Annotated in this window: 27 protein-coding genes and 1 pseudogene; 15 read left to right on the forward strand and 13 right to left on the reverse strand. The window is 68.4% G+C overall.

The window, feature by feature from the left end; genetic code table 11:
* Positions 1-19: 19 nt before the first annotated feature.
* Positions 20-487 carry a hypothetical protein gene (locus J5X75_RS41615; protein WP_208473246.1) on the reverse strand — a complete coding sequence of 156 codons (468 nt, stop codon included), beginning with the start codon at positions 485-487 and terminating at the stop codon, positions 20-22.
* Entirely contained in the window at positions 484-912 is a 429-nt protein-coding gene (locus J5X75_RS41620; RefSeq protein WP_208473247.1) for an alpha/beta hydrolase, read from the reverse strand. The genes J5X75_RS41615 and J5X75_RS41620 overlap by 4 nt, the downstream gene beginning before the upstream one ends.
* 186 nt (positions 913-1098) lie before the next feature.
* Here J5X75_RS41620 and J5X75_RS41625 point away from each other — a divergent pair, with 186 nt between their 5' ends.
* Positions 1099-3273, forward strand: a complete 2175-nt coding sequence (locus J5X75_RS41625; RefSeq protein WP_208473248.1) for a hypothetical protein — start codon at positions 1099-1101, stop codon at positions 3271-3273.
* A gap of 29 nt (positions 3274-3302) precedes the next feature.
* Here the strand turns inward: J5X75_RS41625 and J5X75_RS41630 are convergent, their stop codons facing one another.
* Entirely contained in the window at positions 3303-3920 is a 618-nt protein-coding gene (locus J5X75_RS41630; RefSeq protein ID WP_208473249.1) for a TetR/AcrR family transcriptional regulator, read from the reverse strand.
* Positions 3921-3987: 67 nt separating this feature from the next.
* Between J5X75_RS41630 and J5X75_RS41635 the strand changes: the two genes are divergently transcribed.
* The gene (locus tag J5X75_RS41635; RefSeq protein WP_238490912.1) at positions 3988-6006 is read left to right on the forward strand and encodes a 2Fe-2S iron-sulfur cluster-binding protein; all 2019 of its coding nucleotides are present in this window, start codon (positions 3988-3990) and stop codon (positions 6004-6006) included.
* 155 nt (positions 6007-6161) lie between these two features.
* On the opposite strand, the gene J5X75_RS41640 is transcribed toward J5X75_RS41635, so the two are convergent.
* Positions 6162-6785 (reverse strand): hypothetical protein, encoded by a 624-nt coding sequence (locus tag J5X75_RS41640; protein WP_208473250.1) that lies wholly within the window; start codon positions 6783-6785, stop codon positions 6162-6164.
* 154 nt (positions 6786-6939) lie between these two features.
* Between J5X75_RS41640 and J5X75_RS46510 the strand changes: the two are divergent.
* The 3 genes and pseudogenes from J5X75_RS46510 to J5X75_RS41655 all read left to right on the forward strand — a co-directional run.
* Positions 6940-7122: pseudogene (locus J5X75_RS46510) on the forward strand (replication-relaxation family protein); the annotation flags it as partial.
* A 245-nt stretch (positions 7123-7367) separates the two neighbouring features.
* Positions 7368-7898, forward strand: a complete 531-nt coding sequence (locus J5X75_RS41650; RefSeq protein ID WP_307798616.1) for a hypothetical protein — start codon at positions 7368-7370, stop codon at positions 7896-7898.
* Between the two features lie 284 nt (positions 7899-8182).
* Positions 8183-9001, forward strand: a complete 819-nt coding sequence (locus J5X75_RS41655) for an HAD family hydrolase (protein WP_307798617.1) — start codon at positions 8183-8185, stop codon at positions 8999-9001.
* A gap of 31 nt (positions 9002-9032) precedes the next feature.
* Here J5X75_RS41655 and J5X75_RS41660 read toward each other — a convergent pair whose 3' ends face one another.
* Positions 9033-9326, reverse strand: a complete 294-nt coding sequence (locus J5X75_RS41660; protein WP_208473251.1) for a hypothetical protein — start codon at positions 9324-9326, stop codon at positions 9033-9035.
* A 488-nt stretch (positions 9327-9814) separates the two neighbouring features.
* Between J5X75_RS41660 and J5X75_RS41665 the strand changes: the two genes are divergently transcribed.
* The 3 genes from J5X75_RS41665 to J5X75_RS41675 all read left to right on the forward strand — a co-directional run bounded on the left by J5X75_RS41665 (position 9815) and on the right by J5X75_RS41675 (position 11994).
* A complete protein-coding gene (locus J5X75_RS41665; protein ID WP_208473252.1) occupies positions 9815-10498 on the forward strand; it encodes a phosphotransferase in 684 nt (227 codons plus the stop codon).
* The gene (locus J5X75_RS41670; RefSeq protein ID WP_208473253.1) at positions 10410-11216 is read left to right on the forward strand and encodes a phosphotransferase; all 807 of its coding nucleotides are present in this window, start codon (positions 10410-10412) and stop codon (positions 11214-11216) included. Before J5X75_RS41665 ends, J5X75_RS41670 begins: the two co-directional genes overlap by 89 nt.
* A gap of 376 nt (positions 11217-11592) precedes the next feature.
* Positions 11593-11994: a GNAT family N-acetyltransferase gene (locus J5X75_RS41675; RefSeq protein ID WP_208473254.1), complete on the forward strand. Its 402-nt coding sequence runs from the start codon at positions 11593-11595 to the stop codon at positions 11992-11994.
* Between the two features lie 501 nt (positions 11995-12495).
* Here the strand turns inward: J5X75_RS41675 and J5X75_RS46515 are convergent.
* Positions 12496-12804 (reverse strand): methyltransferase domain-containing protein, encoded by a 309-nt coding sequence (locus J5X75_RS46515; protein WP_372451041.1) that lies wholly within the window; start codon positions 12802-12804, stop codon positions 12496-12498.
* A 148-nt stretch (positions 12805-12952) separates the two neighbouring features.
* Between J5X75_RS46515 and J5X75_RS41685 the strand changes: the two genes are divergently transcribed.
* Both J5X75_RS41685 and J5X75_RS41690 read left to right on the forward strand, forming a co-directional pair.
* Positions 12953-13474, forward strand: coding sequence for an RICIN domain-containing protein (locus tag J5X75_RS41685; RefSeq protein ID WP_208473256.1), 522 nt, complete (start codon positions 12953-12955; stop codon positions 13472-13474).
* Between the two features lie 60 nt (positions 13475-13534).
* The gene (locus tag J5X75_RS41690; RefSeq protein WP_208473257.1) at positions 13535-14104 is read left to right on the forward strand and encodes a recombinase family protein; all 570 of its coding nucleotides are present in this window, start codon (positions 13535-13537) and stop codon (positions 14102-14104) included.
* Here the strand turns inward: J5X75_RS41690 and J5X75_RS41695 are convergent, their stop codons facing one another.
* Both J5X75_RS41695 and J5X75_RS41700 read right to left on the reverse strand, forming a co-directional pair.
* Positions 14105-14710 (reverse strand): DinB family protein, encoded by a 606-nt coding sequence (locus tag J5X75_RS41695; RefSeq protein ID WP_208473258.1) that lies wholly within the window; start codon positions 14708-14710, stop codon positions 14105-14107. It abuts the gene before it with no gap.
* A gap of 94 nt (positions 14711-14804) precedes the next feature.
* A complete protein-coding gene (locus J5X75_RS41700; RefSeq protein ID WP_208473259.1) occupies positions 14805-15479 on the reverse strand; it encodes a TetR/AcrR family transcriptional regulator in 675 nt (224 codons plus the stop codon).
* A gap of 193 nt (positions 15480-15672) precedes the next feature.
* Here J5X75_RS41700 and J5X75_RS41705 point away from each other — a divergent pair, with 193 nt between their 5' ends.
* The gene (locus J5X75_RS41705) at positions 15673-16368 is read left to right on the forward strand and encodes a hypothetical protein (RefSeq protein ID WP_208473260.1); all 696 of its coding nucleotides are present in this window, start codon (positions 15673-15675) and stop codon (positions 16366-16368) included.
* Between the two features lie 106 nt (positions 16369-16474).
* Here the strand turns inward: J5X75_RS41705 and J5X75_RS41710 are convergent, their stop codons facing one another.
* The 3 genes from J5X75_RS41710 to J5X75_RS41720 form a co-directional block, all read right to left on the reverse strand.
* The gene (locus tag J5X75_RS41710) at positions 16475-16693 is read right to left on the reverse strand and encodes a hypothetical protein (protein WP_208473261.1); all 219 of its coding nucleotides are present in this window, start codon (positions 16691-16693) and stop codon (positions 16475-16477) included.
* A 72-nt stretch (positions 16694-16765) separates the two neighbouring features.
* Entirely contained in the window at positions 16766-18619 is a 1854-nt protein-coding gene (locus J5X75_RS41715) for an ABC transporter ATP-binding protein (RefSeq protein ID WP_208473262.1), read from the reverse strand.
* On the reverse strand, positions 18616-19329 hold the full coding sequence (locus J5X75_RS41720) for a TlpA disulfide reductase family protein (protein WP_208473263.1): 714 nt from the start codon (positions 19327-19329) through the stop codon (positions 18616-18618). The genes J5X75_RS41715 and J5X75_RS41720 overlap by 4 nt, the downstream gene beginning before the upstream one ends.
* A gap of 190 nt (positions 19330-19519) precedes the next feature.
* Between J5X75_RS41720 and J5X75_RS41725 the strand changes: the two genes are divergently transcribed.
* Entirely contained in the window at positions 19520-20044 is a 525-nt protein-coding gene (locus J5X75_RS41725; RefSeq protein WP_208473264.1) for a MauE/DoxX family redox-associated membrane protein, read from the forward strand.
* 200 nt (positions 20045-20244) lie between these two features.
* Here the strand turns inward: J5X75_RS41725 and J5X75_RS41730 are convergent, their stop codons facing one another.
* Complete coding sequence (locus J5X75_RS41730; RefSeq protein ID WP_208473265.1) at positions 20245-20787, reverse strand: hypothetical protein; 543 nt, start codon at positions 20785-20787, stop codon at positions 20245-20247.
* A gap of 246 nt (positions 20788-21033) precedes the next feature.
* Between J5X75_RS41730 and J5X75_RS41735 the strand changes: the two genes are divergently transcribed.
* Together J5X75_RS41735 and J5X75_RS41740 are read left to right on the forward strand one after the other, a co-directional pair.
* Complete coding sequence (locus J5X75_RS41735) at positions 21034-22194, forward strand: glutathione-independent formaldehyde dehydrogenase (RefSeq protein WP_208473274.1); 1161 nt, start codon at positions 21034-21036, stop codon at positions 22192-22194.
* A 1-nt stretch (position 22195) separates the two neighbouring features.
* A complete protein-coding gene (locus J5X75_RS41740; RefSeq protein ID WP_208473266.1) occupies positions 22196-22771 on the forward strand; it encodes a type 1 glutamine amidotransferase domain-containing protein in 576 nt (191 codons plus the stop codon).
* A 28-nt stretch (positions 22772-22799) separates the two neighbouring features.
* Here the strand turns inward: J5X75_RS41740 and J5X75_RS41745 are convergent, their stop codons facing one another.
* Positions 22800-23903: a hypothetical protein gene (locus tag J5X75_RS41745; protein ID WP_208473267.1), complete on the reverse strand. Its 1104-nt coding sequence runs from the start codon at positions 23901-23903 to the stop codon at positions 22800-22802.
* 336 nt (positions 23904-24239) lie between these two features.
* Here J5X75_RS41745 and J5X75_RS41750 point away from each other — a divergent pair, with 336 nt between their 5' ends.
* Entirely contained in the window at positions 24240-24656 is a 417-nt protein-coding gene (locus J5X75_RS41750; RefSeq protein ID WP_208473268.1) for a hypothetical protein, read from the forward strand.
* The last annotated feature ends 79 nt before the right edge of the window (positions 24657-24735 follow it).

Genomic DNA, 24735 nt, shown 5'->3' on the forward strand with positions numbered 1-24735 from the left:
AAGCTAGCGCCGTATCGAATCACGGGCGCGTGAAACACGGTGAGAACACGAATATCGCGAATCCCTCCGTCGCCGGGCTCTCCACGCTGAGGCTGAACCCGTCGGGCGTGTTCGCCTCGATGATGCCCCGGTTCGGCTCCAGGTCACGGTCGTCGGTGATGGTGTACCCCTGGGCCTGCCAGTCGGCCCGCACCCGGGCGATACCGTCGCGCGGAGTCTCCCCGGCCGGCGTCGTGATGTTGTAGGCGCCCTGGATGCTGTAGATGTCGCTGCTGCTCTCACCGCGCTTGCCGGTGCACGGCATCGGCCCTGTCGAGGGGTTCTCCAGCGGTCCGCCGACCAGCTTCGCGATCGTGTCGGCCTGTGCCTGCACGAGCGCGGTGGTGTCGGCTTCGGATTTGACGTCCACGGATTCCCCCGAACAGGCAGTGATGATCAGCAACGTTGCGGCGGTGGCCGCCAGCGGTAGGACACGAGTGGGGGTCATCGGAGGTTCCCCGGGGCCGTGCCGCTGTGGAGAGTCACTTCGTCGTACACCCCTGCCGACACGCGAGCCTGGTTCTTCAGGCTCTGACTGTCTGGTTCCCAATAGCTGGTGTGCCCACCCGTGCCGGCCACCCAGTTGTTGCCGCCGAAGCCGGCGGAGGTCGGCGCATCTCCGTGTGTGCTGTCGGCCGCGGTCTCCAGCGCCCAGATTCCTGGTGCCAGGCCCGGCACCAGCACTTTGTCCCACGGGTCGGCGAACTTGGCGTCCGCGACCGGGTCGGTCGAGCTGGCACCCGCCCACACATGACCGGCGTCGCCCAGCTGGCTCGCGTTGTCCACGTGCATGCCCGGGCTGCCCGCGACCACGATGTCGTCGACGGGCAGGCCAACTCCGGTGTGGCGAAGCCCCTCAATGTCGATGCGCACGTTCGGTTGCACCGTGGACCTCCCCCTGTACGGCAAACGTCTGGAGAGACTACGGGCCGCCAGCAAATGGCGATCATCGCTACCTGGCGGCGGGGCTACGACGACCGGCTCCTGAACCCGCCGAGCGGCTCAGCCGGCCCCGATAGGGGGATTGGCCAATTCACACCATAAACCGACAATTGATGAATGGCGGTGACCGAGCTGCGGGTGCACGGCGTGGGCGGGGCACGGCCGGACGTGCTGCTCGGCACCCCGAGCCACCGGCAGGTGTGGGGTGATCGGCTTGCCGGGTTCTACGCCGCGGAAGCCGAGCAGCGGGGCCGGCGGATCGAGGCGTACTGCTGGGGTGGGATGACCTCGCGGAGCAGCACCCGGGTGCTGTGGCTGCTGCTGTTCCCTTTCATGCTCGCGAATCTCGCGGGCTGGACCTGTTCAGCGCGGACCCGTGCGGACCGGTGGGCGTTCGCCGCACACCGCGCCGGCGGGCGGCTGGCCGCGCTGGGCATCACCCTCAACCTGCTGCTGATCGTCGCGATCGCCGCCATGGACTGCTGGGCCTTCCAGTTCGGTGGGCGTACCGGCGACGCATCGGCGCCGCTGTGGCGCACCATCGCTCACGGCCTGGTCGACCGGCCCGAGGCCGGTCAGCGGGTGGTCCTCGGGGCGGGCGTCGTCGCCGCGGTCCTGCTCATCCTCTGGCTGCTGTCACAGCGAGCCCGCAACCGGTACGAGGAGGTCGCACCGGCCACCGGCGCGGACGGCTATGCCGCGGCTCTGCCGGGCGGTGTGACCGACCCGCGGTTCTTCGACGGCGCCGACACCGTACGCCGGTTGAGCCTGCTGCACGTCAGCGCCGGCCTGTCGTGGCTGGCGTTGCTGTTGAGCCGGGCGCCCTGGTCGGCGGTCGCGGCCGGCCTGCTGCTGGGGTGCTCGATCGTGCTGCTGGCGTGCGAGTCGGCCGGGGACCGTGCCGTGGTGCCGCTGGTCGTGGCGGCCACGCTGGCGGCGTGCGCCGCCGCCGGGCAGACCTGGACCACGAACCTCACCGGCGACGGACACCTGCCGAACATGGAGATCACAGCGATGGGCACCCTCGCCCTGGTCGTCGTCCTGGTCGTCGCCAGAGCACCGATCCTGGCCGGCATCGCCCTGCTGCGCATGCTGGGGGTTCGCCGCGGCGCCGCCACCGCAACCGTGCCGCGCCCGGTACGGCCCTGGCCGGGAGCCCCGCTCGTGGTGTCCCTGCTGGCCCTGCTCAGCGCCAACGTCGCCGGCGTGGGCATCCTCGTCGGCGCGGTGAACGCGCTCGGCCCCGGGGTCGAGATGTTTCCGCTGATCGAGGCCGTGTTGCCGACGCTCACCCTGGCGCCGGTGGCACTGTTCATCGCGTTCCCGCTGGCCCAGCTGATCCGGTACGCGGCCGCGGGCTACGGCCCTGGCCCGGCGGCGGTCCGCGCCGAGTACGCCGGGCGGGCGGACGCGACGCCGCCCGTACCGCCGCCGTGGGACGCGTGGCGGTGCAGTGCGCTGCCGACCGAGGACCTCGGCGCCGGGGAACGGCGGCGCCGTATGCGGTGGGTCCGGTCCGTCGCCCGTGGCCGCGAGCTGGCCGGGTACGCCTTCGACATCCGCTACCTGCTCGACGGCCTCGTGGCTGTCACGGTCCTGGCCCTGGTGTTCGCCGGGTTGTCCCTGGGCGACATGGCCGTGCGGTTCGCGTTCGTCGACCGGGTCGCCGTCGCGGTGGCCGGGCTGATCCCGGTGGCGGGCGTGGCGCTGTTGCGGTGGGGTTGGGGGCGCCGGGACGCGCGCCGGTGGCTGGGTGTGCTGTGGGACGTCGGCACGTTCTGGCCGAGGTCCTTCCACCCGTTCGCGCCGCCCTGCTACTCCGAGCGGGCGGTGCCCGACATCCACCGCCGTATCCGGTGGCTGAACGACAGCGGCGACCAGGTTCTGCTGGTCGCGCACAGCCAGGGCAGCGTCCTGGCCGCCGTGGCCCTGGCCCAGCTGCCGCCCGGCCGCGCGGTCCTGGCGACTTTCGGTTCGCCGCTGATGAAGCTGTACGGGTGGGCGTTCCCGGCGTACATCAATGATCGGGTGCTGGCCGGGCTGCGGGACTGGCGCAACTTCTCCTACCCGACCGACTACATCGGCGGCCCGGTCGGGCGTGTGGACGTCGACGTGCCGCTGCCGGACCCGGAGTCGGCCTTCTACACCGCCGGTGAGCCGATGCCGCGGCTGCGGCGGCACACCGGCTACTGGTCGGACGAGGCGATGTGGCAGCAGATCGACCAGCACAGCGCGACGGTCGCCACAGCCGGACGCGGGCGAGCGTCACGGCTCGGCGAGGTACGGGGGTGACCGTCGGCAGTGGCCGGCTCACGTTGGTTTCAATCGCCGCGCAGGTAGCGGGTGACCATGTCGACCAGTTCGCCGGCGAAGGTCTCGACCGGCACCGCGCTGGGAGCGGCCATCAGTTTGTGCGTGTTCATCTCGATGGTGAACAGGATCAGGTCGGCGGCCGTACCGACGTCGCCGACGCGGACGTCCGGGTGCCGGGAGAGCAGGTCGCGGATCTGGGCGGTACGGATCCGGCCGTGCCGGTCGACGGCCTCGAGAAGGTCCCGGGACAGCGGCGCCTCCTCGATCATGATGCGCAGCAGTTGCGGATCCTCGCTGTGACTGTCGATCGCGTCGCGGACCAGAGCTTGGACCGTTTCCCGGAGGGTGCCTGGGGAGAGGTCGAGCCGGTCCGCCTCGGTCCACGTGCCGCGGTCGATGTGCCGGATCAGCAACTGGGCGAGGATCGCGTCCTTGTTCGGGAAGTACTGGTACAGCGAGCCGATCGAGATGCGGGCCCGCTCGGCGATGCGGTTGGTGGTGCCGGCGGCGTACCCGTACTCGGTGAAAACGTGAGCAGCCGCGGTGAGGATGCGCTCGCGGGTCAGTTCGGCGCGTACCTGGCGAGGCTTGCGACGTGGTTGAAGGCGGCGGTCGGCCGACGGCATTTCGATACCTTCCCAGGCGGCAGAAAGCGAGTACCAGAATAGCTGAGCTATTGCTCACAATAGTGCCATGAACTGGGAAGACATGAGGTCCCTGACCACCGTCGACGAGATCGAGGCGCTCATCGGCCGTGCTCCCGCGCCGGTACTGATGAAACAGATCAGCGCGCTCGACGAGGGCTGCCAGGCGGTGCTGGCACGCAGCCCGGTCGCCGCGTTCGGCTACCGCGACGCCGACGCGACGAGCACGACGACGTTCGTCGGCGGCCGCCCCGGGTTCGCGCGCATGCTGTCACCCACCCGGATCACGTTCCCCATTCCGCCGGCGGCATGCGGACCGGTCTCGCTGTTCTTCCTGCTCCCAGGTGTCGGCGAGGTCCTGCGCGTCAACGGCTCGGTGACCACCGACGCCGTCGAGGGTCTCGTCATCGGCGTCGAGGAAGCGTTCGTGCACTGCGCGCAGGCCGTCCTGCGGTCCCGCCTGTGGCAACCGCCAGGCCCAGCCGAGCCGGTTCCCGAGGTATCCGGCGACGGCCCACTGAGCCGCCCCGGCGTGGCCGCCTTCCTCGCCGCCGCTCCGTTCCTCGCGCTCTCCACCTGGGCCGGCGACCGCGGCAGCGACACCAGCCCCCGCGGCGATCAGGGCTCGGTGGCACGAATCCTCGACGGCCGGACGCTTCTCATCGCCGATCGCAAGGGCAACAAACGCGCCGACGCCCTGCACAACCTCATGCACGACGACCGGATCTCCCTGGCGGCGCTGGTCCCGGGCCGCACCGACGTGCTGCACCTGCGTGGCCGGGGAGCGGTCACCACCGACCCGGTACTGCTGCAGACGCTGGAGCTGCGCGGTTCGCCACCGCAGGCGGCCCTGCTCGTCGACGTCGAACACGGCGCACTGACCACCAGCACCACGGTGATCGACGCCCGGCTGTGGTCGCCCGCCGCGCACGTCCGCCAGGGTGAGGCGCCGGACCTGATGATGCTGGCGACCGAACACCTCGCCGCCAACACCGCACCCCGGTTCGTGCTCACCGCGGTCCGGGTGATCCCCGGGCTGGACCGGCTGCTGCGGCGGGTGATGAACCGCGCGTACCGCTCCGGGTTGCGCAAGGAGGGGTACGCCGACGGCGCGTTGCGGGAGGTGCGGGTCACCGAGGTCCGCCGGGAGACACCGAACGTGGTCACCGTCGCGCTGGAGGACGGTCATCCCTTCGACTTCCGACCTGGCCAGTTCTTCACTCTTGTCGCCGAGGTGGCCGGCCGGCCGGTACGCCGCGCCTACTCGGCCTCCTCGGCACCCGGCGCGACCCGGTTGGAGGTGACCGTCAAACGCATCGACAACGGGGTGTTCTCAACGTATGTACACCGGAAGCTGCGTGTCGGAGACCGTCTGGCGGTACGCGGCCCGTCCGGCACGTTCCACCCGCAGTCCCCGGCCGAGATCGTGCTGGTCGCGGCGGGCAGCGGCGTCACCCCGATGATGAGCATGATCCGCACCCGGCTCGCCGGCCCGGACCACGGCCGGATCGCACTGCTCTACAGCAGCCGCGACGAAACCGAGATCATCTTCAGGGCCGAACTGGACCGGCTCGCCGGCGATCACCCGGACCGGTTGGCGGTCACCCACGTGCTGACCCGCCGCGACGGCCGGATCGACGCCGCCGGCATCCGCCACTGGGTCGCCGGGCTGGAGCCGAGCCCGGACGCCCACTACTACGTGTGCGGACCCGAGGCCCTGGCGGACAACGTCCGGACCGTCCTGTCCGAGCTGGGCGTTCCCGGCGCACGGGTGCACAGCGAGCGCTTCCACAGCCGCCCGGACACCGTCACGACCGAGCCGCAGAAGCTGACCGTGACCGAGAACGGGCGTCTCGCCGGGACGACGGTGGTGGCGCCCGGGCAGACACTGCTGGACGCCGGGCTCGCCGCCGGGCTGCCGATGCCGTACTCCTGCACGGCCGGCGGCTGTGGCGCCTGCACCGTCCACCTGACCGACGGCGCCGTAACCCCGACCGAGCCGGACGGAACCGTGCTAGCGTGCATGACCTGCCCACTCTCGGCAGTGACAGTCGACATCCGACGATGACTCCACGCCGGCTATGCGGGTGCCGGGTCATGCCACCAGCAGACATGAGCGACGGGCGCCAGGCGCTATCCGAGCGCCGCCAAGGCTCTGGGCGAACGCGAGTCGTCGGCGACACATCGGACGTGCGGCCGGTAGCCAACCAGGAAAGTTCCAAGTCAGGGATACGAGGCGCCGGCCAGATTCTCGGCGACATCGAAGGAAGCGCCGCATTCGGGGCAGACAAGCCGCCCGAAGAGGCGAGTCAAGCCCGCGGCCACCGCTTCCCGGCCGGCACGCACGGCCTCGGCATGCAGGCGTTCAGCCAGCTCCGACGACAACCCGAGCATGATCTCAGAGTCGTCGGTCAGATCCAGAAGGATCTCCTCGTCGCACTCCGGACAGTGCACGTCGACCTCCCCGTCGTTGAGGTGGTCGAGTTCCTTGCCCCAGATCTCATCCCCCTCGAAGCCGAGAATCGACTGGAGCAGGTAGACGAAAGCGGAATCATCGGAGGCCCTGGGCAGCCGATCAACGGCAAGCTCGTGCAGGGCCTCGATCTCACCGGCGTACCTCGCACGATCGGCATCGGTGGCGTCCACCGCGATGAAACCAGCCAAAGCCAACGGCGTCTCACGCTGGGCATCGACGAACGCTCTGATCGTCGTCGCCAGCCAGGGCAGGAGAACGGCACTGGCAGGATCGCACGTGCCCTGATGGCACGACTGTTCCCAGACGGCCTGCCATGCCGGGGAGGCGGGATCGGCTGCAGCAGCCCGCAGAACATCCGAAGAGATCTCCACGCGCCTGAGCTTGGCACATATCAACCCGGACTCCCCTGTGCTGGAGGTCTTCTTCCTCGAGGGGAAACGGCCGTGACCACATCGATTCCGATTTTGCAGATCCTCGCGCTCTACGCCCATCTGACGCCCCGCGACCGGGCCGCTCGACGAGCATCGGATCCTCACCACCGACCAGGTCACGGCCCTGCATTTCGACAGCTGCCGCACCTGCCAGATCCGGCTGCGTCAACACTCGGGCCTGCTCGACCGGTTTCGGTACGCCCGCACGGGCGGCGGTGGCGACCCCTGGTCCTGGGTGATAGGGCTACACGGCGGCCGCTACCTGGCCGGCCCCTAGGCCGCCCCATGCCATCGACCCATCCCACCGCGACCACATGCTGCGCCTGTCCGCCTACGCCAACTTCGCCCACCAACAAACAGACCAACGACTTGGGGTGAAGCCGAAGACCGCGGCCACTGGCTCGCCGCAGAGATCATCCACGCCTGGACAGGCCATCCAGGACCAGGGTCAATGACCAAACCGACGTGACCAGCGATCTCTCGGTCCATTGATCGGATCAGCGGTCAGCTACCCTCCCGCTCGTGTCAGTTACCGATGCCGCCGTCGCGGCGGACCTCATTCCAGCGGGACTTGAGTTCTTGGAGCGGGTCAGCGATGAGGTCAGCTTGCCGCTGCCACCTGCTCCGCCTTACTGCTCACCGGCCAGTTGCGGACCAGAGCACGGAAGGTTCGACTCGGACGAGATGGTCGATGTCGAAGACCCCGAGATGCCGGCGAAGGTCAACGCTGGCTGGCTGCACATGGCTACCGAATACGGCGTCCTCGACAGCCGTCGTGAGTTCCTTCTCAACGTCAACTACAGCGACCCTGAAGAGGTCGAACCCGAGTACGCCTGGGTCAAGGTCCGGCTGTCGGACCAGTGGGATCTGGCCGGAGGCCACTCGACCGCCCTGCGAAGCGGCTTCGGAGGGCTGTTCACCGATCGGTTCGTGCCGGAGTTCTCCATGCTCTCCACCGACCACAAGGCGATGCTCAACACGACCGTCTGGGGCAACGGCACCGTCAGCACCATCGTCATCCGCCCCGACCGCCGCGAGCACACGGTCGATTGACGCCTTCAGCGGCTCCTGTCCTGACCAAGATCCTGCGAGTTACCTCATCTTCAACGGCAAACCGACCCCGCTGCTTTGCCACTCAAAATGAGGCAGCCCAGCTCAGCGGCCCACCGCTGCCTCAACTGTCCTGGCAAAGGACAGCAACGCCCCAGCTCAGAGGTGTTGCAATGACCGAAGCCCGCCGGCCCTGATGGGGCCAAATACAACCGCCATAGCCACGTGACCGCCCGTTCCTGCGGATCCGGCGCGAACTCTACGGAGTGTGTCGCGATGTTCGCACAGTGCCGTTGACGCTGACGGTCAGCGATACTCAGCGCTCCGTCTCAGCGACAAAACACACGTCCTTCTTGCTATGCGACGATGGCTCGGTGGCACATCGGGATGCGGGCGTTGTGGTGTGGGATGTCGACGGGACGATGATTCCGGCTGATCTTCGCTGGTTGCGCCGTGCGATCGCTGCGACGTACGGGATCGCCGAGTCTGACGTGACGTTTCCGGAGAAGAAGGTTCACGGCTACACCGACGAGTCGATCGTTCTCGACACCGCGGTCGCGTCTGGCATCGCCGCGTCGGAGGCCGAGGCTGGTGTGGCGCGGTTTGGGACCGTCATGGCTGGGGTGATGTCGGCGGGCCGCGAGGAGTTGGCCCGGGTCCAACCGCCCTATCCGGGTGTCGCCGAAAGCATCGCGGTACTGCATCAGCACGGTTTCGTGCAGACGGTGCTCACCGGGAACCTACGCGCGGCTGCCGATATCAAGATTGCGTCGTTGGGGTTGGGCAGCCAAATCGATCTCGATATCGGGGCCTACGGATCAGACGCCCGGGATCGGTTTCGACTGCCGGCGATTGTCGCGCACAGGTACCAGGAAAAGTACGGCGTGGAACTGACCCCCGACCGCACGGTGGTGGTGGGTGACGCACCGAACGACATCGCTTGCGCCAGAGACGCAGGCTGGCGGGTCGTGGTGGTCGCGCACCGCGTCAGCAGCGAGGAACTGGCGGGCTACGGACCGGATGCCGTGCTCGATCGGTTGGAACCTCAGTCGCTCGTGTCGACGATCGCCTCCTTGACGTCGCGGTGGCGCGGCTATCGTCGATGACGTCGGGCGGCTCGCTGTGGCTACCGGCAGCCTACTCGACCACGACGTCAGCGACGATGTCCAACCGCATCTGTTCGCTGCGATCGCCGCCGCCCGGTATCTGGCCGGGTGGACGGCCTTCGACGCGATCCGGCACGCCGACGCCCACCGGCACTTCGCCGCCGCTGAGTGTGCCGCACTCGAATCCGGTGACCGGCAACTGGTCGCCTACGTTCGCTATGGCCAGGCCGGACAGCTGCAGCATCAACGGCACAACCGCGACGCGCTCGACACGCTGCGCATGGCGCAGCTGGCGCCTGACAGACCCGACACCCGGGCTGGTCACGGCGCTCCGAGGTGCCGAGGCCGCGTCCAAGGCTGCGGTCGGCGACTTTGACGGTGCCCGCCGTGCCCTGGATGCGTCCACCGACGCGTTCGCCGACGTGGACCCGCCTGCGGAACCTGAACGGCTCGGCTTCCTCAACCTCGGCGAGGTGTACGCCCAGGCCGGCCGCATCTACCGTGACTGGGCTCGGCGGGATTCGAACCGAGGTCCCCAAGCCGTGCAGTGGGTCACCGACGCGATCCGGTCGTTCGACACCAGCAGTGTCCGCAGCACCGTCCTCAACCAGGTCGGTCTAGCCAGGCCTATTTCCTCGTCGGCGACCCCGACAGCGCTCTACATGCGGGACACCGGGCCCAACAGGCGGCGGCGGGGATCGCCTCGCCACGTTTGGCAGAACGGCTGTGGAACCTACGCCGGGACGCGCAGCCCTTCATGAACCGGTCGGATGTGAATGACTTCATCGACGGGCTACCCTGTCCGCTGCCCGCATGAGTACCCCACCTCGGTTCGGTGAGCAGGCCCTGTCGGAAGCTCTGGCACGCATTGCGGCCAAGATCGGAGCAGATGCCTTCGACGCCAGACTGCTTCGCCTAGCCAACAACGCGGTCTTCGCGCTTCCCGGCGCCGGCCTGGTTATCCGGATCACCCTGTCGCATCGGCTGCACGACCGGGCGCGCAAGAACGCCGAGTTGGGGGCTTGGTTCGACGAGGTCGACGCCCGCACGATCCGCCTCGCGAATACGCCGATTCCGCAACCGATCGCGGAAGGCAAACTCCTCGCGACCGTATGGACCTACGTCCGACCGCACGAGCCGCAGCCCGACGGCGGCGATCTGGGCGACGCCCTCCACGCCTATCACGGACTCGGGCTACCGCCGTTCCCACTTCCGGCATGGGATCCCGTTGGTGACGCACGGGTCCGGATCACCGATGCCGAGTGCCTCGGCGAAGATGATCGAGCGTATCCGCTCGATTGGTGCGAGCGCCTCGAGCCGCGACTACGTGATTACGTAGCCTCCACGCCGACCGGTCTCGTCCACGCCGACGCGCACGCTGGAAACGCCCCGACCGTCGAGGATCACCTTGTCCCCCACTCGCATCGCCTACGGGCAGCTGCCGGCCGCCGTCCGCGACCGCATCAGCCAGATCGTCGGCATGGTCACCGCCGCTGACCCGGCTGCCGAAGGACTCAACAGTGCCGTCGCCGCACGACTGCACACCTCCGGCGGCCGCTACTTCGTCAAAGCCCTACCGGTCGAGCACCGGTGGGCGTGGGCCCAGCAACGCGAAGCGGAGATCGCCCCGTACGTCGACACCGTCGGCGCCCGCCTGATCGCGCGGATCGTCGAGGCCGGCTGGGACGTGCTGATCTTCGAGGCCCTCCACGGCCACCAGGCCGACTACTCCCCCGACTCGAACGATCTAGAACACGTCACCCAGCTTCTCACCCGCATCGGGAACCTACCGTGCCCGGACACGCCGCTGCGGCACGCCGAACAGCGACTCGCCGCCTACACCAGCGATGACATGCTGCCGTACTTCACGGGTGACCGCCTGCTGCACACCGACCTGAACCCGGCCAACATCATCGTCAACGACCACGAAGCCCGCATCGTCGACTGGGGCTGGGCCACCCGCGGCGCCGCATGGCTCGACGCCGCCTACTGGGTGAGCTGGCTCATCACCGCCGGCCACACCCCACAACAGGCCGAATGGTGGGCAGCCCAGACACCGGCCTGGCAGACCGCAACGACCGCAGGCGTGACAGCGTTCGCCGAGGCCAATGCACGAATGTGGGCCGATATCGGCGCGGGCAGCACCGACGCCTGGACGACCAGGATTCTGGCCGCCTCCACAGCCTGGTCGCAGTACCGGCGGGCAAGCGCATAGACCGGCGAGGCCGACCGGCCTGCTCAACGATGCTCCCGGCTCGGCGAGGACTCCCCCTGTCCCTTGCCGAGCCGGGTCTCGAGTTCAGCCTCCCGCTAGGCCCCGGCAAGTTTGGGCGTCGCCGGACGCCCGCCCCAAGAGTTCTGCATTGCCGGTGAGGCCCGGCGGATGAATCGGTGACTCAGGCGGTGATCAGTAAATGGATGCCGTACAACGCGACATCACCGAGCAGAAGCGGATCGCCGGCAATCGCGAGCCGTCGGGACGACGTTCGCGGGTGTCGCCGGGTCGCGCGGCTCAGGTGGGGCTGGCCACGGCTAGCATGAGGATCGGTTGTCGGGCAGGTGGCCGAGCGCGGCGGCGGTAGCGTGACTGAATGACAATCGAGCTCGTGCCCCGGTTCACCGTCGACGACCACCAGCTCAGTGCATTGCACGCCCGGGCCTTCAACGGAGACTCCTCCGACGTTCAGCCTTGGTCTCAGCGGCTGGAAAAGCATGCGCTCACCTGGATCGGCGCCTTCGACGCGGACCAGCTCATCGGTTTCGTTCAGGTCTGCTGGGACGGCGGCAGCCACGCGTTCCTCCTCGACACCGCTGTCGATCCCGAGCACCAGGGTCACGGTATCGGTGCCGCGTTGGTCGAAGCCGCGGTGCAAGAAGTCCGTGCCGCCGGATGCGAGTGGCTTCACGTCGACTACGAACCCCACCTCGAACACTTCTACCTCGACAAGTGCCGCTTCCAGACAACCCATGCTGGCCTGATGCGACTGAAGTAGAACCTGTCGCCGACCGATGCAGCACAACTGGCCGTCGAAGATCCATCACGCAGTTCGCGCCAGAGCCGAGTTTTGACTCCATTGACCGGTTCGGCCGTTGATCAATCTCCGCGAGTTTTGACCGACCTCCGTCCGCTGTCGCGGGTAGGTCGGTGTCAGGGGCAGTTTGCAGGCGAAGTCGGGTAAGCGCGAGCATGTCGATCAGCCAGCCGGGGCCGCCGGTGACATCGTGAGCGTGCAGAACTGCATCGAGTTCGACGCCGACCTCAAGCGCTACACGGCCAACGGCCCCTCACCGAAACCGTCCGATTCGCCTACGAACCGGCCCGCAAGCCCGTTTCCCCGGCCTTACCGCCAGGGCGTCGCCCAACTCCATGGCCGTGTGTTGTCCCTCGTCGCAATCGGGTAGGTCTGCTCGCGATCAGCGGCAACTGAGCAGCAGGTATCGCTCGTCGGTGATGGCCCTGCCCCACAGACCTTGGTCATCCAGGACTTGCAGGCTCACCTCTTCGCGGCGCTGCCGCACCAGGGCGGTGCAGTCGGCTGCGGACAGTCCAGCGCCAACCGGCGTTGAGGCCGCAGAAGGACAACCCACCGCGCCAGGGCCCCCGCAGGATCCGGCATCGCCCAGAGCACATGCCGGGCCAGAACGACATCGAACGAGGCGGCCCGGAACGGCGGCCGTGACGCGTCGCCGTGACGCGGCGTCACAGCGACGGATCCGGCAGACCACGACTGGCACGGCGAAGTCTGCGGACCGATCACCGAGATCCGCACCAAGGCAGGTGCCCTGGCCACCCGGGCCCGCACCGCCGAAGAACGCGACGCCTTCGTCTTTCCGCCCGGTGACCTGCGGTTGTTTACTCGCCCACGGGGCTACTGAACAACATCGCAGCCGGGTTCTCTAGGAGCCCAGCACCCGGAACAGAGGGGTGCGGGAGAGACGAAGGAGACTCACATGTTCAAGAACAAACGCCTGGTCGCGAGATCGTTCGGCCTGCTGGCCGTCCTCGCACTGTTCGCCGCCCTGCTTCCCGGTGGCGCGGCCCAGGCGCAGGCAGCACCACTCGAATCCACCATGCTCGCCGACGGGCCCTACTACATCGTCAACGCCAATGGCCTACACCTGGCGGCGTCCGGCTCGTCTCTCATTCTTACCGCCCTCGACGGTAATCCGCGCTTCCATACCGTCCCGGACAACGGCTACGTGACTTACGAGAGCGATGCCACCAGGACGAACGTGGGCACCGTCGGCAACGGTACGGCACACGGGACCCGGGTCGACCTAGTCACTCCGTCCGGCAGCCACACTCAGGACTGGAGCACCCGACCCGTCGGTGGCGGCAGCCGATTTTTCGGGATCGTGAACCGGGCATCCGGACGGTGTCTCGGAATTTCCGGCGGCAGCAGCGGCACCACCCTCGCCATCTTCGATTGCGACCGGCGACCCAACCAGCAGTGGGCGCTGATGCGGGCGTAGTCGGGGGCAGCGCCCCGGACCTGATCGGTCCGGGGCGGTAGCCTGCTGTGGTTCGACGAGGTGCGCGGAAGCCGTGCAGGCGACCCGCTGCCCGAACTCGACAAGGCCGGCGGCCAGCTCGTGGTCACCAAACTCGACCGGCTCGGCCGCTCGCCGGCCAACCTCATCGAGCTCTCCGCCCAACTACAGGATCACGGCGTCGACCTGGTCGTGCTCGACCAAGATCGACACCTCCACCGCGATGGACCGGATGTTCAGATCCTCGGCGCCATCGCCGAGTTCGAGCACGCCTTGATGAGCGAGCGCACCCACGACAGGCTCGCCGCCGCCCGCGCCCGCGGCCAGAAGCCGAAGCTGATTCCGCGTCAAGCGAAGATCGCACAACAGATGTACGAAGAGACCGGACCCGACGGCCGCCGCGTCCACACCGTCGAGCAGATCGCCGCCGAGTTCGGCGTCACCCGCCCCACCTCTACCGCCACCTCGACAAGGTCCCAAACCGACCGTCCTGCCTATCTGAGGCACCACAGCTCAGCTGCCTGGTCCTGCCTCATGATCAACGAGACGGGACACCGGGGACGACGCCCAAAACACCAGAGATCAACCAGGACAGCCGCGACAACAAGCTGATCAGGGAGTTGTCTCGACTGCACCGGGTGAGAAGGATGGGCCGGCCGCTGCCTGCGCAGCCCGCTCGATCTTCGCGCGGTGTGTCGCGCGGGCCGCCGTGTCGATCGCTTCCTCGTACTCAGCCCTCAGCCCGGTCCGGCCGTCGAGCTGTTCACGCAGGATGTCGGCGTGGCCGGCATGCCGGGTGGTCTCCTGCAGGACGTGGATCATGACGCCGAACAGCGTGACGTTGGACTGCGGCCACCACGGCACGTGACCAGGCGCATCGAGGGGAAGCTCTCCGACCGTCGCGTCCGCATGCTTCCAGGCACGCTGGTAGAAGCCGATGATCTGTTCGCGTGTCTCGTCCGGGGTCGTCCACAGGTCGCTGCCGTCCGCGTCCTGCCATCGCCCTAGCGGTTCCGGGGATGGGCGGCCGAAGGCTTCACCGAAATACCACGCCTCACAGGTCGCCATATGCTTCACCAGGCCAAGAAGATTGGTTCCCGTTGCCGTCAGGGGCCGCCGGATGTCGTACTCAGGCAGAGCGTCCAGCTTCCAGACCAGCGCCTCACGGATCGTCTTGAGCCGGCCGTGTAGGAAATCCTTCGCGACATCATCGATCATGGTGACGAGCTTGGCACGCGGCAACAACAGGAGCCGCTCCAGAACTCACAGAACCGTGGTGTCGAAACTCGTGGACATGAAATACGGCGCGTTGCTATTCGGGCGATCTCAGGGGCTCGAGGGCGGCTAGGACGAGGTCGAGGCCGAAGATGAACTCCTCCGCCGGGTCGTAGCCGGCAGCGACGAGCGCCGCCGCGGACTCGTTGAGGTAGGGGAACTCGTCAGGGGGAAGCTGGGGCAGGAAGACGTCTTCGGTCATGTCCGCGAGCTCATCGGCGGTGTCGAATGGCAGGCTGGCTTCCTGCAGGGCGAAGCCGTAGACATAGCTGTCGAGCAACCAGTTGGCGTGGGTCGCCATCAAGACGGGGAAGCCGGCCCTCCGTAGGCAGGCGGTGACCGCTTCGCGGTGGCGGAGGTTTGCGGGCCCGGGCGACGTCCGTGACTCCATCAGGCCGATCGCCCACGGGTGGCGTGCGAGAACCTGTCGGGCGGACACCGCTCGCCGTCGCATCGCCGACTGCCAGTCGGTCTCCTCGGGTGGGAGCTCGATCTCCTCGAAGACGACGTCGATCATGGCATCCAGCAACTTCTCCTTGTTCGCCACGTAGTGGTAGAGCGACATCGCGCCCGCGCCGAGCGCGTCAGCCAGCCGGCGCATGCTCAGCGCGTCGACCCCCTCGCGGTCGGCGAGCCGGATCGCCTCGGCCACCACCCGCTGCCTGCTCAGCCCCGTGTCTGACGTGACCTGGCGTTGTTTCCTCACCGACACGGGTCTCCTCGCTCCCTTCAACGGCTTGACAATCGTACAGCGTACGACGATCGTACGGTGTACGACGTACGGTGTACGAAAGCGAGGGCCACAGCTCGGCCGTGCGGAGGTCGCTGAAGAACTGAGGGCCATCCGAACGACCGCCCCGAACCTGCTCGACGACCCGCCATCCGACGAAACGAAGGGTGCAGCGATGAGACCACCGCAGAACACCGCCACCACGCCAGCCCGCAGTTGGTTTGTTCGAGGCCCGCTCGTCGGCGCCGCAGCGATCGTGTTCGCGGTGTCGGTGGCCATAGAGAACGCGGCACTGGCGGCGACAGGCGCGCCGGCCTTCGGCGCGCCGATCGAGGACGTGCTGGCCTACTACGCGGCCAACCGCGACTCGGTCGCGATCGCGTCCGGTCAGGTGGCCCTGAACCTGCCGCTGCTGCTCGTGTTCGTGACGGCCCTGCACGGTCTCGTGGAGCGGCGCGGCGGAGCGGGCGCCGACTGGTCGCGCCTCGCCGTGGCCGCTGGCGCGACGCTGGCGGCCATCTTCGTGCTTGTCAACGTCCTCCAGATCGGGCTCGCTCTCGCCGCCGGTGGGCTTACCGAGCCGACGCCCGCGTTCGAGCTCGTATGGCAGGTTCACGCGGCGGCGTTCGCGCTGTCGCTGCCGACGCTCGGCACCACCTTCATCGGCGTGGCCCTCGCCACGCACGCGAGCGGACTGACTCCGGCTTGGCAGCGCCTGCTGGGGCTGATGGGTGGGTGCCTGCTGCTCGCCGCTGGGCTCGGCAACCTCGCGATCGCCGACGGTTCGGCGTTGATCTTCGTCGGGCTCCTGGGGTTCGTCGCCTGGCTCGTCTGGCTACTCGCGGTCGGCGTACGCCTCGTCCGGTCGTGACCGAAATCAGTGGACCACCGCTTCTGCGCCAGAGCCGTTCTGTTGACAGTCCACCGGCATGCTGAAGCTCGAGGAGCGTCAGCATGCCGGTGGACGACACGAACTATCAGCAGACGGTGGAGCACCTTCGCTGGGTCTTGGGCGGGCAGTTGTCGTACGTGATCGTCCGCGTCTGAATGTAGAACTGGAATTCGCCGGTGCAGCTGGTGGTGAGGCCGGCGCACTTCCAGGGTCCGGTGTTGAGGACGATGCAGGCGGCGTCAGCGGTCACCTGCGGTGCCAACCGGTCCACCAGACGGTCGGCGAGCTTGGCAATTCTGTTCATCGGCGCTCCATTTTCTGTCGGCGGCCCGGGGCCGGGCCGGTACTGCTCACATCCACCGGTCGGTGGACGACGTCAGGGGGTGGCGTTGGCCGGCTCGTCGCGGTATCCGCTGGCCTGCAGGGAGAACAGGTGGGCGTACCGGCCGCCGGCGCGCATCAGGTCCTGGTGGGTGCCGTGCTCGGCGACCACGCCGTCGGTGACGACCAGGATGGTCCGCGCGTCGCGTACGGCGCTGAGGCGGTGTGAGATGAGCAGGCTGGTGGCGCCCTCCCGCAGCACCCGTAGCCTGGTGTGGATCTCGTGTTCGGCGTCGGCGTCCAGGCCCGCACTGGGCTCGTCGAGAATCAGCAGGTCACAGCCTGCCCTCGTGAATGCCCGGGCCAGCGCCAGGCGCTGCCACTGTCCGCCGGAGAGCATCACGCCGACCGCCTCGCTGTCATCCTCGGTGGCGAAGAATCGGGTCAGCAGAGTGTCGTAGCCGTCCGGCAACCGCTGGACCATGGCGTCGCATCCGGCCCGGCGCGCGGTCTCGGCGATGGCTTCCCGATCGTCGAGCGACGGCAGGTTGCCGAGACCGATGTTCTCCGCGGCGCTCAGCTCGTACGACATGAAGTCCTGAAAGACCGCGCCGATCCGCTGCCGCAGCTCCGCCACCGGGAACTGCCGTAGGTCCACACCATCCCAGAGCACGGCCCCGTGGGTGGGGTCGTAGAAGCGGCACAGCAGTTTGACGATCGTGCTCTTGCCTGCACCGTTGAGTCCGACGAGGGCGGTCGCCTCGCCCGCGGTAATGGTGAAACTGGCGCCGCGCAGCACCCACGGCAGGGCCGGGTTGTAGCGGAACCAGACGTCGCGGAACTCGATGCCGGCGCGCAACGCCGGCACCGGCAGCACCGGCCGGTCCGGCAGGGTGGGCAGGTCCGGCGGGGCCTGGACGACATCGCGGTAGTGGATGAAGGTCAGCAGCGACTGGTGGGTGCGGGCCAGCACGTTGATCGCCGAGCCGAGGACGCCCTGCACACCGGCGACGGCGGCGGTGAACACCACGATGTCGCCCACACTCAGGTCGCCGGCGCGAGCCGCCAACACGGCCCACACCAGGCCGCCGCCGGCCACCGTGGCGGCCAGTGCGGTCAGCAGCGTCTGCACCCGCAGTTCCCGCAGGTCCAGGTTGCGGGTCCGGCGGTTGATCTTGCGAAGTTCGGCGACCATACGGGCGCCGAACAGGCCGCTGAGCCCGTACAGCCGCACCTCCTTGGCGGCGGTCACCGACGAGATCAGCTCTGCGTAGAAGGATTCCCGCCGCGACGCGTGCCCCAGCTGCAGCATCGTCTTGGCCCGGCTGCGGGACAGGGCGAGCTCGGCTCGCAGGGTCGGCAACGCGGCGACCGTCACCACGACGGCCATCCACGGGGCCATGCCGGCCAGCACCGCGACGAACCCGACGATCGTGACCGCGTTCTGGAGCAGGCTGAGACCGTTGGACACCAGCTGCGCCGGCGTGGGCGGACCATTGTTCACCGCCAGTTCCAACCGGTCCTGGAAGGCTGGGTCCTCGAAGCGGCCCAAACCGTCGAAGCGGCCGATCGCGGCGTACAGCTCCTGCTGGCCGGCCAATTGGGTGCGCCGGATCAGTTCGGCGTCGAGGTACTGACCGACCTCCGGCAGCATCGCGCCGGTCATCGTGGCTACCGCAAGCCCCACCACGAGGATGAGCAGACCGCCGGCCGGCGCGGGTTCGGTGATCCGGTCCAGGATGGTCTTGGTGAGCCAGGCCACGGTCACCGGGACGGCGCCGGCGATCAACGTCGTGACGGCCTGGGCGACCAGCAGCGTACGGGAGGCCCGCCAGGTCAACGCGATCGCGGCGGCCAGGAGCCGGGCCGCGCCCCGAAATCCCGGACGGGCCGCGTCGGTGATGTTCATGCAGGCGCCGTCGCCGGCAGCGTCTCGACGTTGCTCGTGCTGGCCCGGACCCGGCCGGAGCTGTCGAGCACGAAGAACGACGGGAAGGCCCGGACCGAGAAGGCTTCCGGCAGGGGCCCGTCGACCTCCTGGTACACCACCCTGGCGACCGGAGACAGCGGTTGCACGAAGGGCTGGGCGCCGGCGCCGTCCGAGCCGCCGACGATCACGGCCAGGACCTGGTCCCGGTCGTCGTCGTGGGCCCGCGCCGCCGCCACGAAGTGCGGCAGGCTCTCCTGGCACGAGGCGCAGCCGACGGCGAAGAACCCGACCAGCGTACGGTCGGCCAGTTGCTCTCGGGAGACGTGGCGCCTGTCCAGGTCGACGGCGGCGAAATCACCGACCATCGAGCCCGGCGACAACAGGGCCGGATCGTCGGAGGAATGGGCGACCGAGGCCGGCTCATTCTGTTCCCGAAGCCGACGGACAACGCCGAGGATCAGCAGAAGATTGATGACGCTGATCACGCCGATGAATGCAATGATGGCATAGAGAAATACCACCGATCCTCCCCCCGTGGAGTCGCGGACAACCCTCATCCGCTTGGCGAGCTCACCGCCTAAAAGATCGTTGAGCTCCGGCCCGATGGACAGTACACAATGACGAGAGTTGATGGAAACCCCCGAAGTGGGCGCGCCCCCTTCACGGGCTCTCGGTGCGTCCTCGATCACCGGGCAAGGCGTTCGGCCCTACCGATCCCCCCGGCACTGAAGGCCGCGGCCACCGGCGTGGCTCTCGTCTCCGGCTGGCGATCCGCGCGGCGCACGAGGTTGCTGGACGGCGTGGCTGGAACGCGGGACGGGCCACACGTCGCGGTAGGCCGGTATTGTCGGCATGGACAGCGATCGCTAGGTTTCGATCGTGCAATACGTCGAAGTAGCCGGTAGAGCGGTACTGGTGGTCGTGTTCGCGCTGGCCCTGATCAGCAAGGTGTCCAGCAGGTCGGCCTGGGCGGCTTTCGTCGTGTCTCTCCAGCGGATGGACGTCGTCGCCAGTGCCTGGACACGGGCCGCGGCAGTCGCGACCGTTGTGGCGGAGGCGGCGATCGTCATGTTGGCTCTCGTGCCCGTCCGTCAGGCCGGCACCGTGGCATTCGTGCTCGCCGCCGGCCTGCTCGGCGCGCTGACCGCCGCCATCGCCCGGGTGATACGGCGGCGCACCGCGGTTCCGTGCCGATGTTTCGGGGCGTCCGACACGCCGCTGAGCATGCAGCACGTCGCCCGTAATCTGACGCTTGCCGTCATCGCGGTGCTGGGGCTGGCCGGTTCGCTGGCCGGTGGCGGGTTCCAAGCTCCCATGGTGGCGGTGATCGCGCTGGCCGGCGTCCTCATAGGCCTGCTCGTGACGAGGTGGGACGACCTGGCCGCCCTGATGCGTGTGCCCTGAGCGCCGAAAGCCCGATCGTGGCGGAGGTCGCCGGTTGCTTCTTCGCCCGGAATCCGCTCGTTGTGCCCCTGGCCCAGGTCGGCGGAGCGGGCGTCCTGCTCCGCCCTTATAGACGATCCGATTTCTGCATTGTCGACGAGCGAATATCCATCACGGTCGTCGCTGTGACGGCAATGGGATGTCGACGCTCTCCTGCTGGATCAGCCTTCGTTGAACAGCACCGAACGTGCGACCGATGAGTCGCCCGTGCAACGCAGCCTTGGCACACCTTTCTCGGCATTGTGCAGGTATTCCTCGGCGAGTTGATCTTCGTGTTTGGCGATCCACCCCGTCCAGCAGGCGGGTGAACAGGTCGGGCCAGTAAGCCTCACCGTGTTCGGCGGTGTGCTGGTGTCGGTGGGGGTGGTGTCTAGGTCTTGGTAGGTGGCCGGGTCCTGGGGACCGTGCGCGGCGGCGCATCCGGCAGGGGCGTGCGGTGAGGTGCGAGGGCGGCCGCGGTGACAGTCGCTGACCTGCCGGGTGTGGTGGGTCTGCTGGGCGGGTGTCCAGACTTGAAGGTCGTCGCGGTCGAGCAGGTCCGCGGGGAGGGTGAGCCGGTATTCGTCGGCGCGGCCGCGGCCGGCACCGGCGGCGACGAGGCGGATGAGGCCGAGACGGCGCAGTAGGGCGACGACGTCGCGGACCGTGCGGTATTCGATTTCGAGGTCGACACTGAGCCGGGCGATGCCGGGCTCGGTATCCACCCATCGAATGACGGCGATCGGAAACGGGACATACAGGCCAAGGCGGAGCGCACAGAGTCGGTCTCTTCATTCCGTTGATTGTCATCGACAACGGCACGGTATGTGCATCGGTGCAAGTGTTGGATCCGGCACGCCGGGGCCGGATCGAATCGAATCCTCATGTCGGCTCGGGCATTCCGTCGAGTGTATCTGGTGGAGGGTCTGGCCCAATTTGGGCGAAGAGGTGACCGGGACGAGGAGGTAGCGGTGAAGGCAGTGGTGTATGAGGGACCGCGGCAGGTCAGCGTCAAGGATGTTCCCGATGCGCGGATCGAACGGCCGACCGATGTGCTGGTGCGGATAACGTCGGCGAATATCTGTGGGTCGGATCTGCATATGTACGAGGGTCGAACCGATTTCGAGCCCGGCCGGTGGTTCGGGCACGAGAATCTGGGTCGGGTGGTCGAGGTCGGCGCTGGGGTCGACAAGGTGCGGGTGGGTGACTGGGTCGTGCTGCCGTTCAACATCTCGTGCGGCCATTGCAAGAACTGCGAGCGTCAGCTGACGAACTATTGTCTGACCGCTCAGCCGGAGCCGAAGATGGCCGGTGCCGCATACGGCTTCGCCGACATGGGCCCGTACGGCGGCGGGCAGGCCGAGCTTCTGCGCGTGCCGTGGGGTGACTTCAACTGCCTGCGGCTGGGTGAGGACGCCGAGCAGCGCCAGACCGATTATGTGATGCTCGCCGACATCTTCCCGACCGGCTACCACGCCACCGAGATGGCCGGTGTGCAGCCCGGAGATCAGACGGTCATCTACGGCGCGGGCCCGGTCGGGCTGATGGCCGCCCTGTCGGCGACCATCCGCGGGGCGAGCAAGGTGATGGTGGTCGACCGGCACCCCGACCGGCTGCGGCTGGCCGAGTCGATCGGCGCGATCGCCATCGACGACTCGAAGGTCGACCCGGTGCAGGCCGTTCTCGAGCAGACGATGGGACTCGGGGCGGATAACGGCTGCGAGTGCGTCGGCTATCAGGCGCACGAGCCCGACGGCCAGGAGCAGGCCAACCTGACGATGAACCGGCTGGTCGCCTCGGTACGCTTCACCGGGAGGATCGGCAACGTCGGTGTCTTCGTCCCGGAGGACCCCGGGGCCAGTGACGAGCTGGCGAAGCAGGGCAAGCTCGCCTTCGACTACGGCATGTTCTGGTTCAAGGGCCAGCACCTCGGCACCGGCCAGGCACCGGTCAAGAAGTACAACCGGCAGCTGCGCGACCTGGTCGCCGGCGGCAAGGCCGAGCCGTCGTTCATCGTCAGCCACGAGCTCCCTCTCGACCGGGCGCCGGATGCCTACGAGCACTTCGACAAGCGCGACGACGGCTGGACGAAGGTCGTCCTGCACCCTGAGATGGCAGGGGCAGGTGCCTGACATGGCCGCAGAACTGAACGGGCGCCGGATCGCCATCCTCGCCGCCGACGGGGTGGAACGAGTCGAACTGGAGCAGCCGCGGCGCGCGCTGGACGACGCCGGCGCCCGTACCGTCGTGGTCTCCCTCAGAAGCGGCGAGATCCAGGCCCGCGATCACGACCTGGAGGACGCCGGCACCTTCCCGGTCGACCGGCTGGTCGGCGAGGTGTCGGTCGACGACTACGAGGCGCTGCTGCTGCCGGGTGGGACGGTTAACCCGGACAAGTTGCGGATGGAACCCGCCGCGGTACGGTTCGTCCGGGACTTCGTCCGGTCGGGTAAGCCGGTCGCTGCGATCTGCCATGGGCCGTGGAACCTCGTCGAGGCCGACGTTGCACGCGGGCGCCGGCTGACCTCGTGGCCGAGTGTGCGCACCGACCTGCGCAACGCCGGTGCCGAGGTGGTCGATGAGCCGGTCGTCACCGACGGCAACATCACCACGAGCCGAGCACCCGACGACCTGCCGGACTTCTGCGAACGCATCGTGCAGGAATTCGCCAGAGCCCCGCAGCCGTCCGCCGCTGCGGGCAGGGCATGACCTCACAAACGGAGAGCAGGCGGCCGGGTCACCGGCCTTCGCCGGCCCGGTCGGGTTCGGGATGGTGTCCGTAGGCGGCGGTCCGGACCGTCTCCTCGTCCTCCAGGCCGGAGCCGATCGCTCCGCCGACGGTGGCCAGGGAGCTGATGATCCAGGCGAGAGCCAGATAGTCGGTGGCGTGGGCGGGTCGTTGCAGGGTCTGTTCCAGTACGGAGGTGTCGATCAGCAGCGCCGCGGCGAGCAGTGTGCCGAGCGACAGCACGACATAGGACGCTGCTGTGGCCAGGGCGAGGGTGAGGATCGTGCCGAGGTTGAACATCCGGGCCAGCTCGGCGGGTGTGTCCCGGTCGGGTTTCTCCCACAGGTCGTGGGCGATGATCAGCCAGGCCACCAGTCCGGTCAGCGCTGACAGCATGACGATGGTGAGGCGTAAGCCGCCGAGCGCGTCGCCCATTCTCCAGATGGTGCTGTTGGTGAGCGCGATCGCGGCCGTGCCGAACGCGCCCACCAATAGTTTGGACAGGCCCAGCAGCGCGCGTCCTGGCCGGTTTGCTCGGACCATTCCGGTCAGCAATCGAGCCCGGCCGGTCCGCCGTGAGGCGACGTACCGCAGTTCGCCGGCGTCATCCTCACCGATCACCCGTTTGATGACAGTGACCCGGCTCGGCAGGTCGGCCGGTGCCCAGCGGCCCGGCGGGTGCGGAGGGCCGGGTGCGTCGGCGAGCAAAGCCCCCACGAGATGTGGAACAGCCGCGCGGACGGTTCCCAGTTGGCTCAGGCCCAGTGCGGGCAGGGAAACCAGCGCGGCTCGGCGCCGGGTGGAGATTTGGGCGATCAGTGGCGTCCGGCCGGTCTGCAACGGCAGATCGGTCAGGCAGATCGCGACGTGCCAGTGGTCATCGGTGCGCCGTCGGGCCAGATCGTCGAGCAGCGCCTCCGCACCGCCGTCGCGGTGCGGGGCCACCTCACCCCAGCCTTGCCGGACCGTCCATCGCACGCCGGAGTCCACCTGCTCGGCGAGCAGGTCGGCGAGCTCGGCGGCGAGGCGCGCCGTGATCCGTGCCGGGTGGTCCGGCGGAGTGGCGACCAGCCCGACGACGATCTCCCCACGATGCAGGTCGCTATCGGTCATCACGGCTCCTCGCCAGCATCGGGACGCGTTGCAGTGCCTCCGCATTCCCCCTCAGTGCGTATACATGCCTCGGCCTACCGGCAATGCCGCCCACCTTGCCGCTGATGTCGGTCGATGAGACGGCATGAGCGGACCGCCAGGAACGCCGGGGCCAGTGGCGGCCAGGGCGGTTTAGGCGTCTTCCTTGCGGGAAGGCGGATCTGGACGAGATGCGCTCCTGGTCACGGTGCGGGGGTGCGGCCAACCGCGGAGGTTCCCGTGACGCAAATGGCAACGCGAGAAACAGCGGACGACAGGCAGGCCACCGTGCAGCGGCGGGGCCGCGGGCTGGGCTGGATGAGCCTTGGTTTGGGCGTGGCGCAACTGGCGGCGCCGGACAGAGTGCGCCGGATGAGCGGCGTGGACGACTCCGCGACCTCGCGGGCGGTGGTGCCGCTGGTCGGGGCGCGGGAGCTGGTCCACGCGGCCGGGCTCCTGAGGAGCCGGCGCAAGAGTGTGTGGGCGTGGACCCGGGTGGTGGGCGACGCGATGGACCTGACCGCGCTGGGGATGGCTCTCGCCCACCGGGGCGGGCGCCGCCGGCGGCGGCTGCTCGCCGTGACCGGCGCGGTAGCCGGGATCACCGTGCTGGACCTGCTGACCGCCGTACAGGCAACCCGGGCCGGGAAAGTCGCCGCCGTGCCCTCGATGGGGAGCACACCCGAAGGAGTTTCAATGACCATGTCAAGCCGCGTACGGCGTGATCGGCGGTGAGGGATGGAACTCACGGCCGTCTCGCAGCAGGGCCCAGATGACGTCGATCAGGCGGCGGGCCAGGGCGATCAAGGCTTGG

It is taken from the genome of Actinoplanes flavus (assembly GCF_017592555.1).
Lineage (GTDB): Bacteria > Actinomycetota > Actinomycetes > Mycobacteriales > Micromonosporaceae > Actinoplanes > Actinoplanes flavus.

Bases quoted from the DNA above. Each gene is read 5' to 3' on its own strand.
- J5X75_RS41630 (WP_208473249.1), bottom strand. From the start codon at position 3,920: ATGCCGTCGGCCGACCGCCGCCTTCAACCACGTCGCAAGCCTCGCCAG.
- J5X75_RS41665 (WP_208473252.1), top strand. From the start codon at position 9,815: ATGAGTACCCCACCTCGGTTCGGTGAGCAGGCCCTGTCGGAAGCTCTG.
- J5X75_RS41710 (WP_208473261.1), bottom strand. From the start codon at position 16,693: ATGAACAGAATTGCCAAGCTCGCCGACCGTCTGGTGGACCGGTTGGCA.
- J5X75_RS41715 (WP_208473262.1), bottom strand. From the start codon at position 18,619: ATGAACATCACCGACGCGGCCCGTCCGGGATTTCGGGGCGCGGCCCGG.
- J5X75_RS41740 (WP_208473266.1), top strand. From the start codon at position 22,196: ATGGCCGCAGAACTGAACGGGCGCCGGATCGCCATCCTCGCCGCCGAC.
- J5X75_RS41705 (WP_208473260.1), top strand. From the start codon at position 15,673: ATGAGACCACCGCAGAACACCGCCACCACGCCAGCCCGCAGTTGGTTT.
- J5X75_RS41685 (WP_208473256.1), top strand. From the start codon at position 12,953: ATGTTCAAGAACAAACGCCTGGTCGCGAGATCGTTCGGCCTGCTGGCC.
- J5X75_RS41750 (WP_208473268.1), top strand. From the start codon at position 24,240: ATGAGCCTTGGTTTGGGCGTGGCGCAACTGGCGGCGCCGGACAGAGTG.
- J5X75_RS41675 (WP_208473254.1), top strand. From the start codon at position 11,593: ATGACAATCGAGCTCGTGCCCCGGTTCACCGTCGACGACCACCAGCTC.
- J5X75_RS41625 (WP_208473248.1), top strand. From the start codon at position 1,099: ATGGCGGTGACCGAGCTGCGGGTGCACGGCGTGGGCGGGGCACGGCCG.
- J5X75_RS41695 (WP_208473258.1), bottom strand. From the start codon at position 14,710: ATGATCGATGATGTCGCGAAGGATTTCCTACACGGCCGGCTCAAGACG.
- J5X75_RS41745 (WP_208473267.1), bottom strand. From the start codon at position 23,903: ATGACCGATAGCGACCTGCATCGTGGGGAGATCGTCGTCGGGCTGGTC.
- J5X75_RS41635 (WP_238490912.1), top strand. From the start codon at position 3,988: ATGAACTGGGAAGACATGAGGTCCCTGACCACCGTCGACGAGATCGAG.
- J5X75_RS41615 (WP_208473246.1), bottom strand. From the start codon at position 487: ATGACCCCCACTCGTGTCCTACCGCTGGCGGCCACCGCCGCAACGTTG.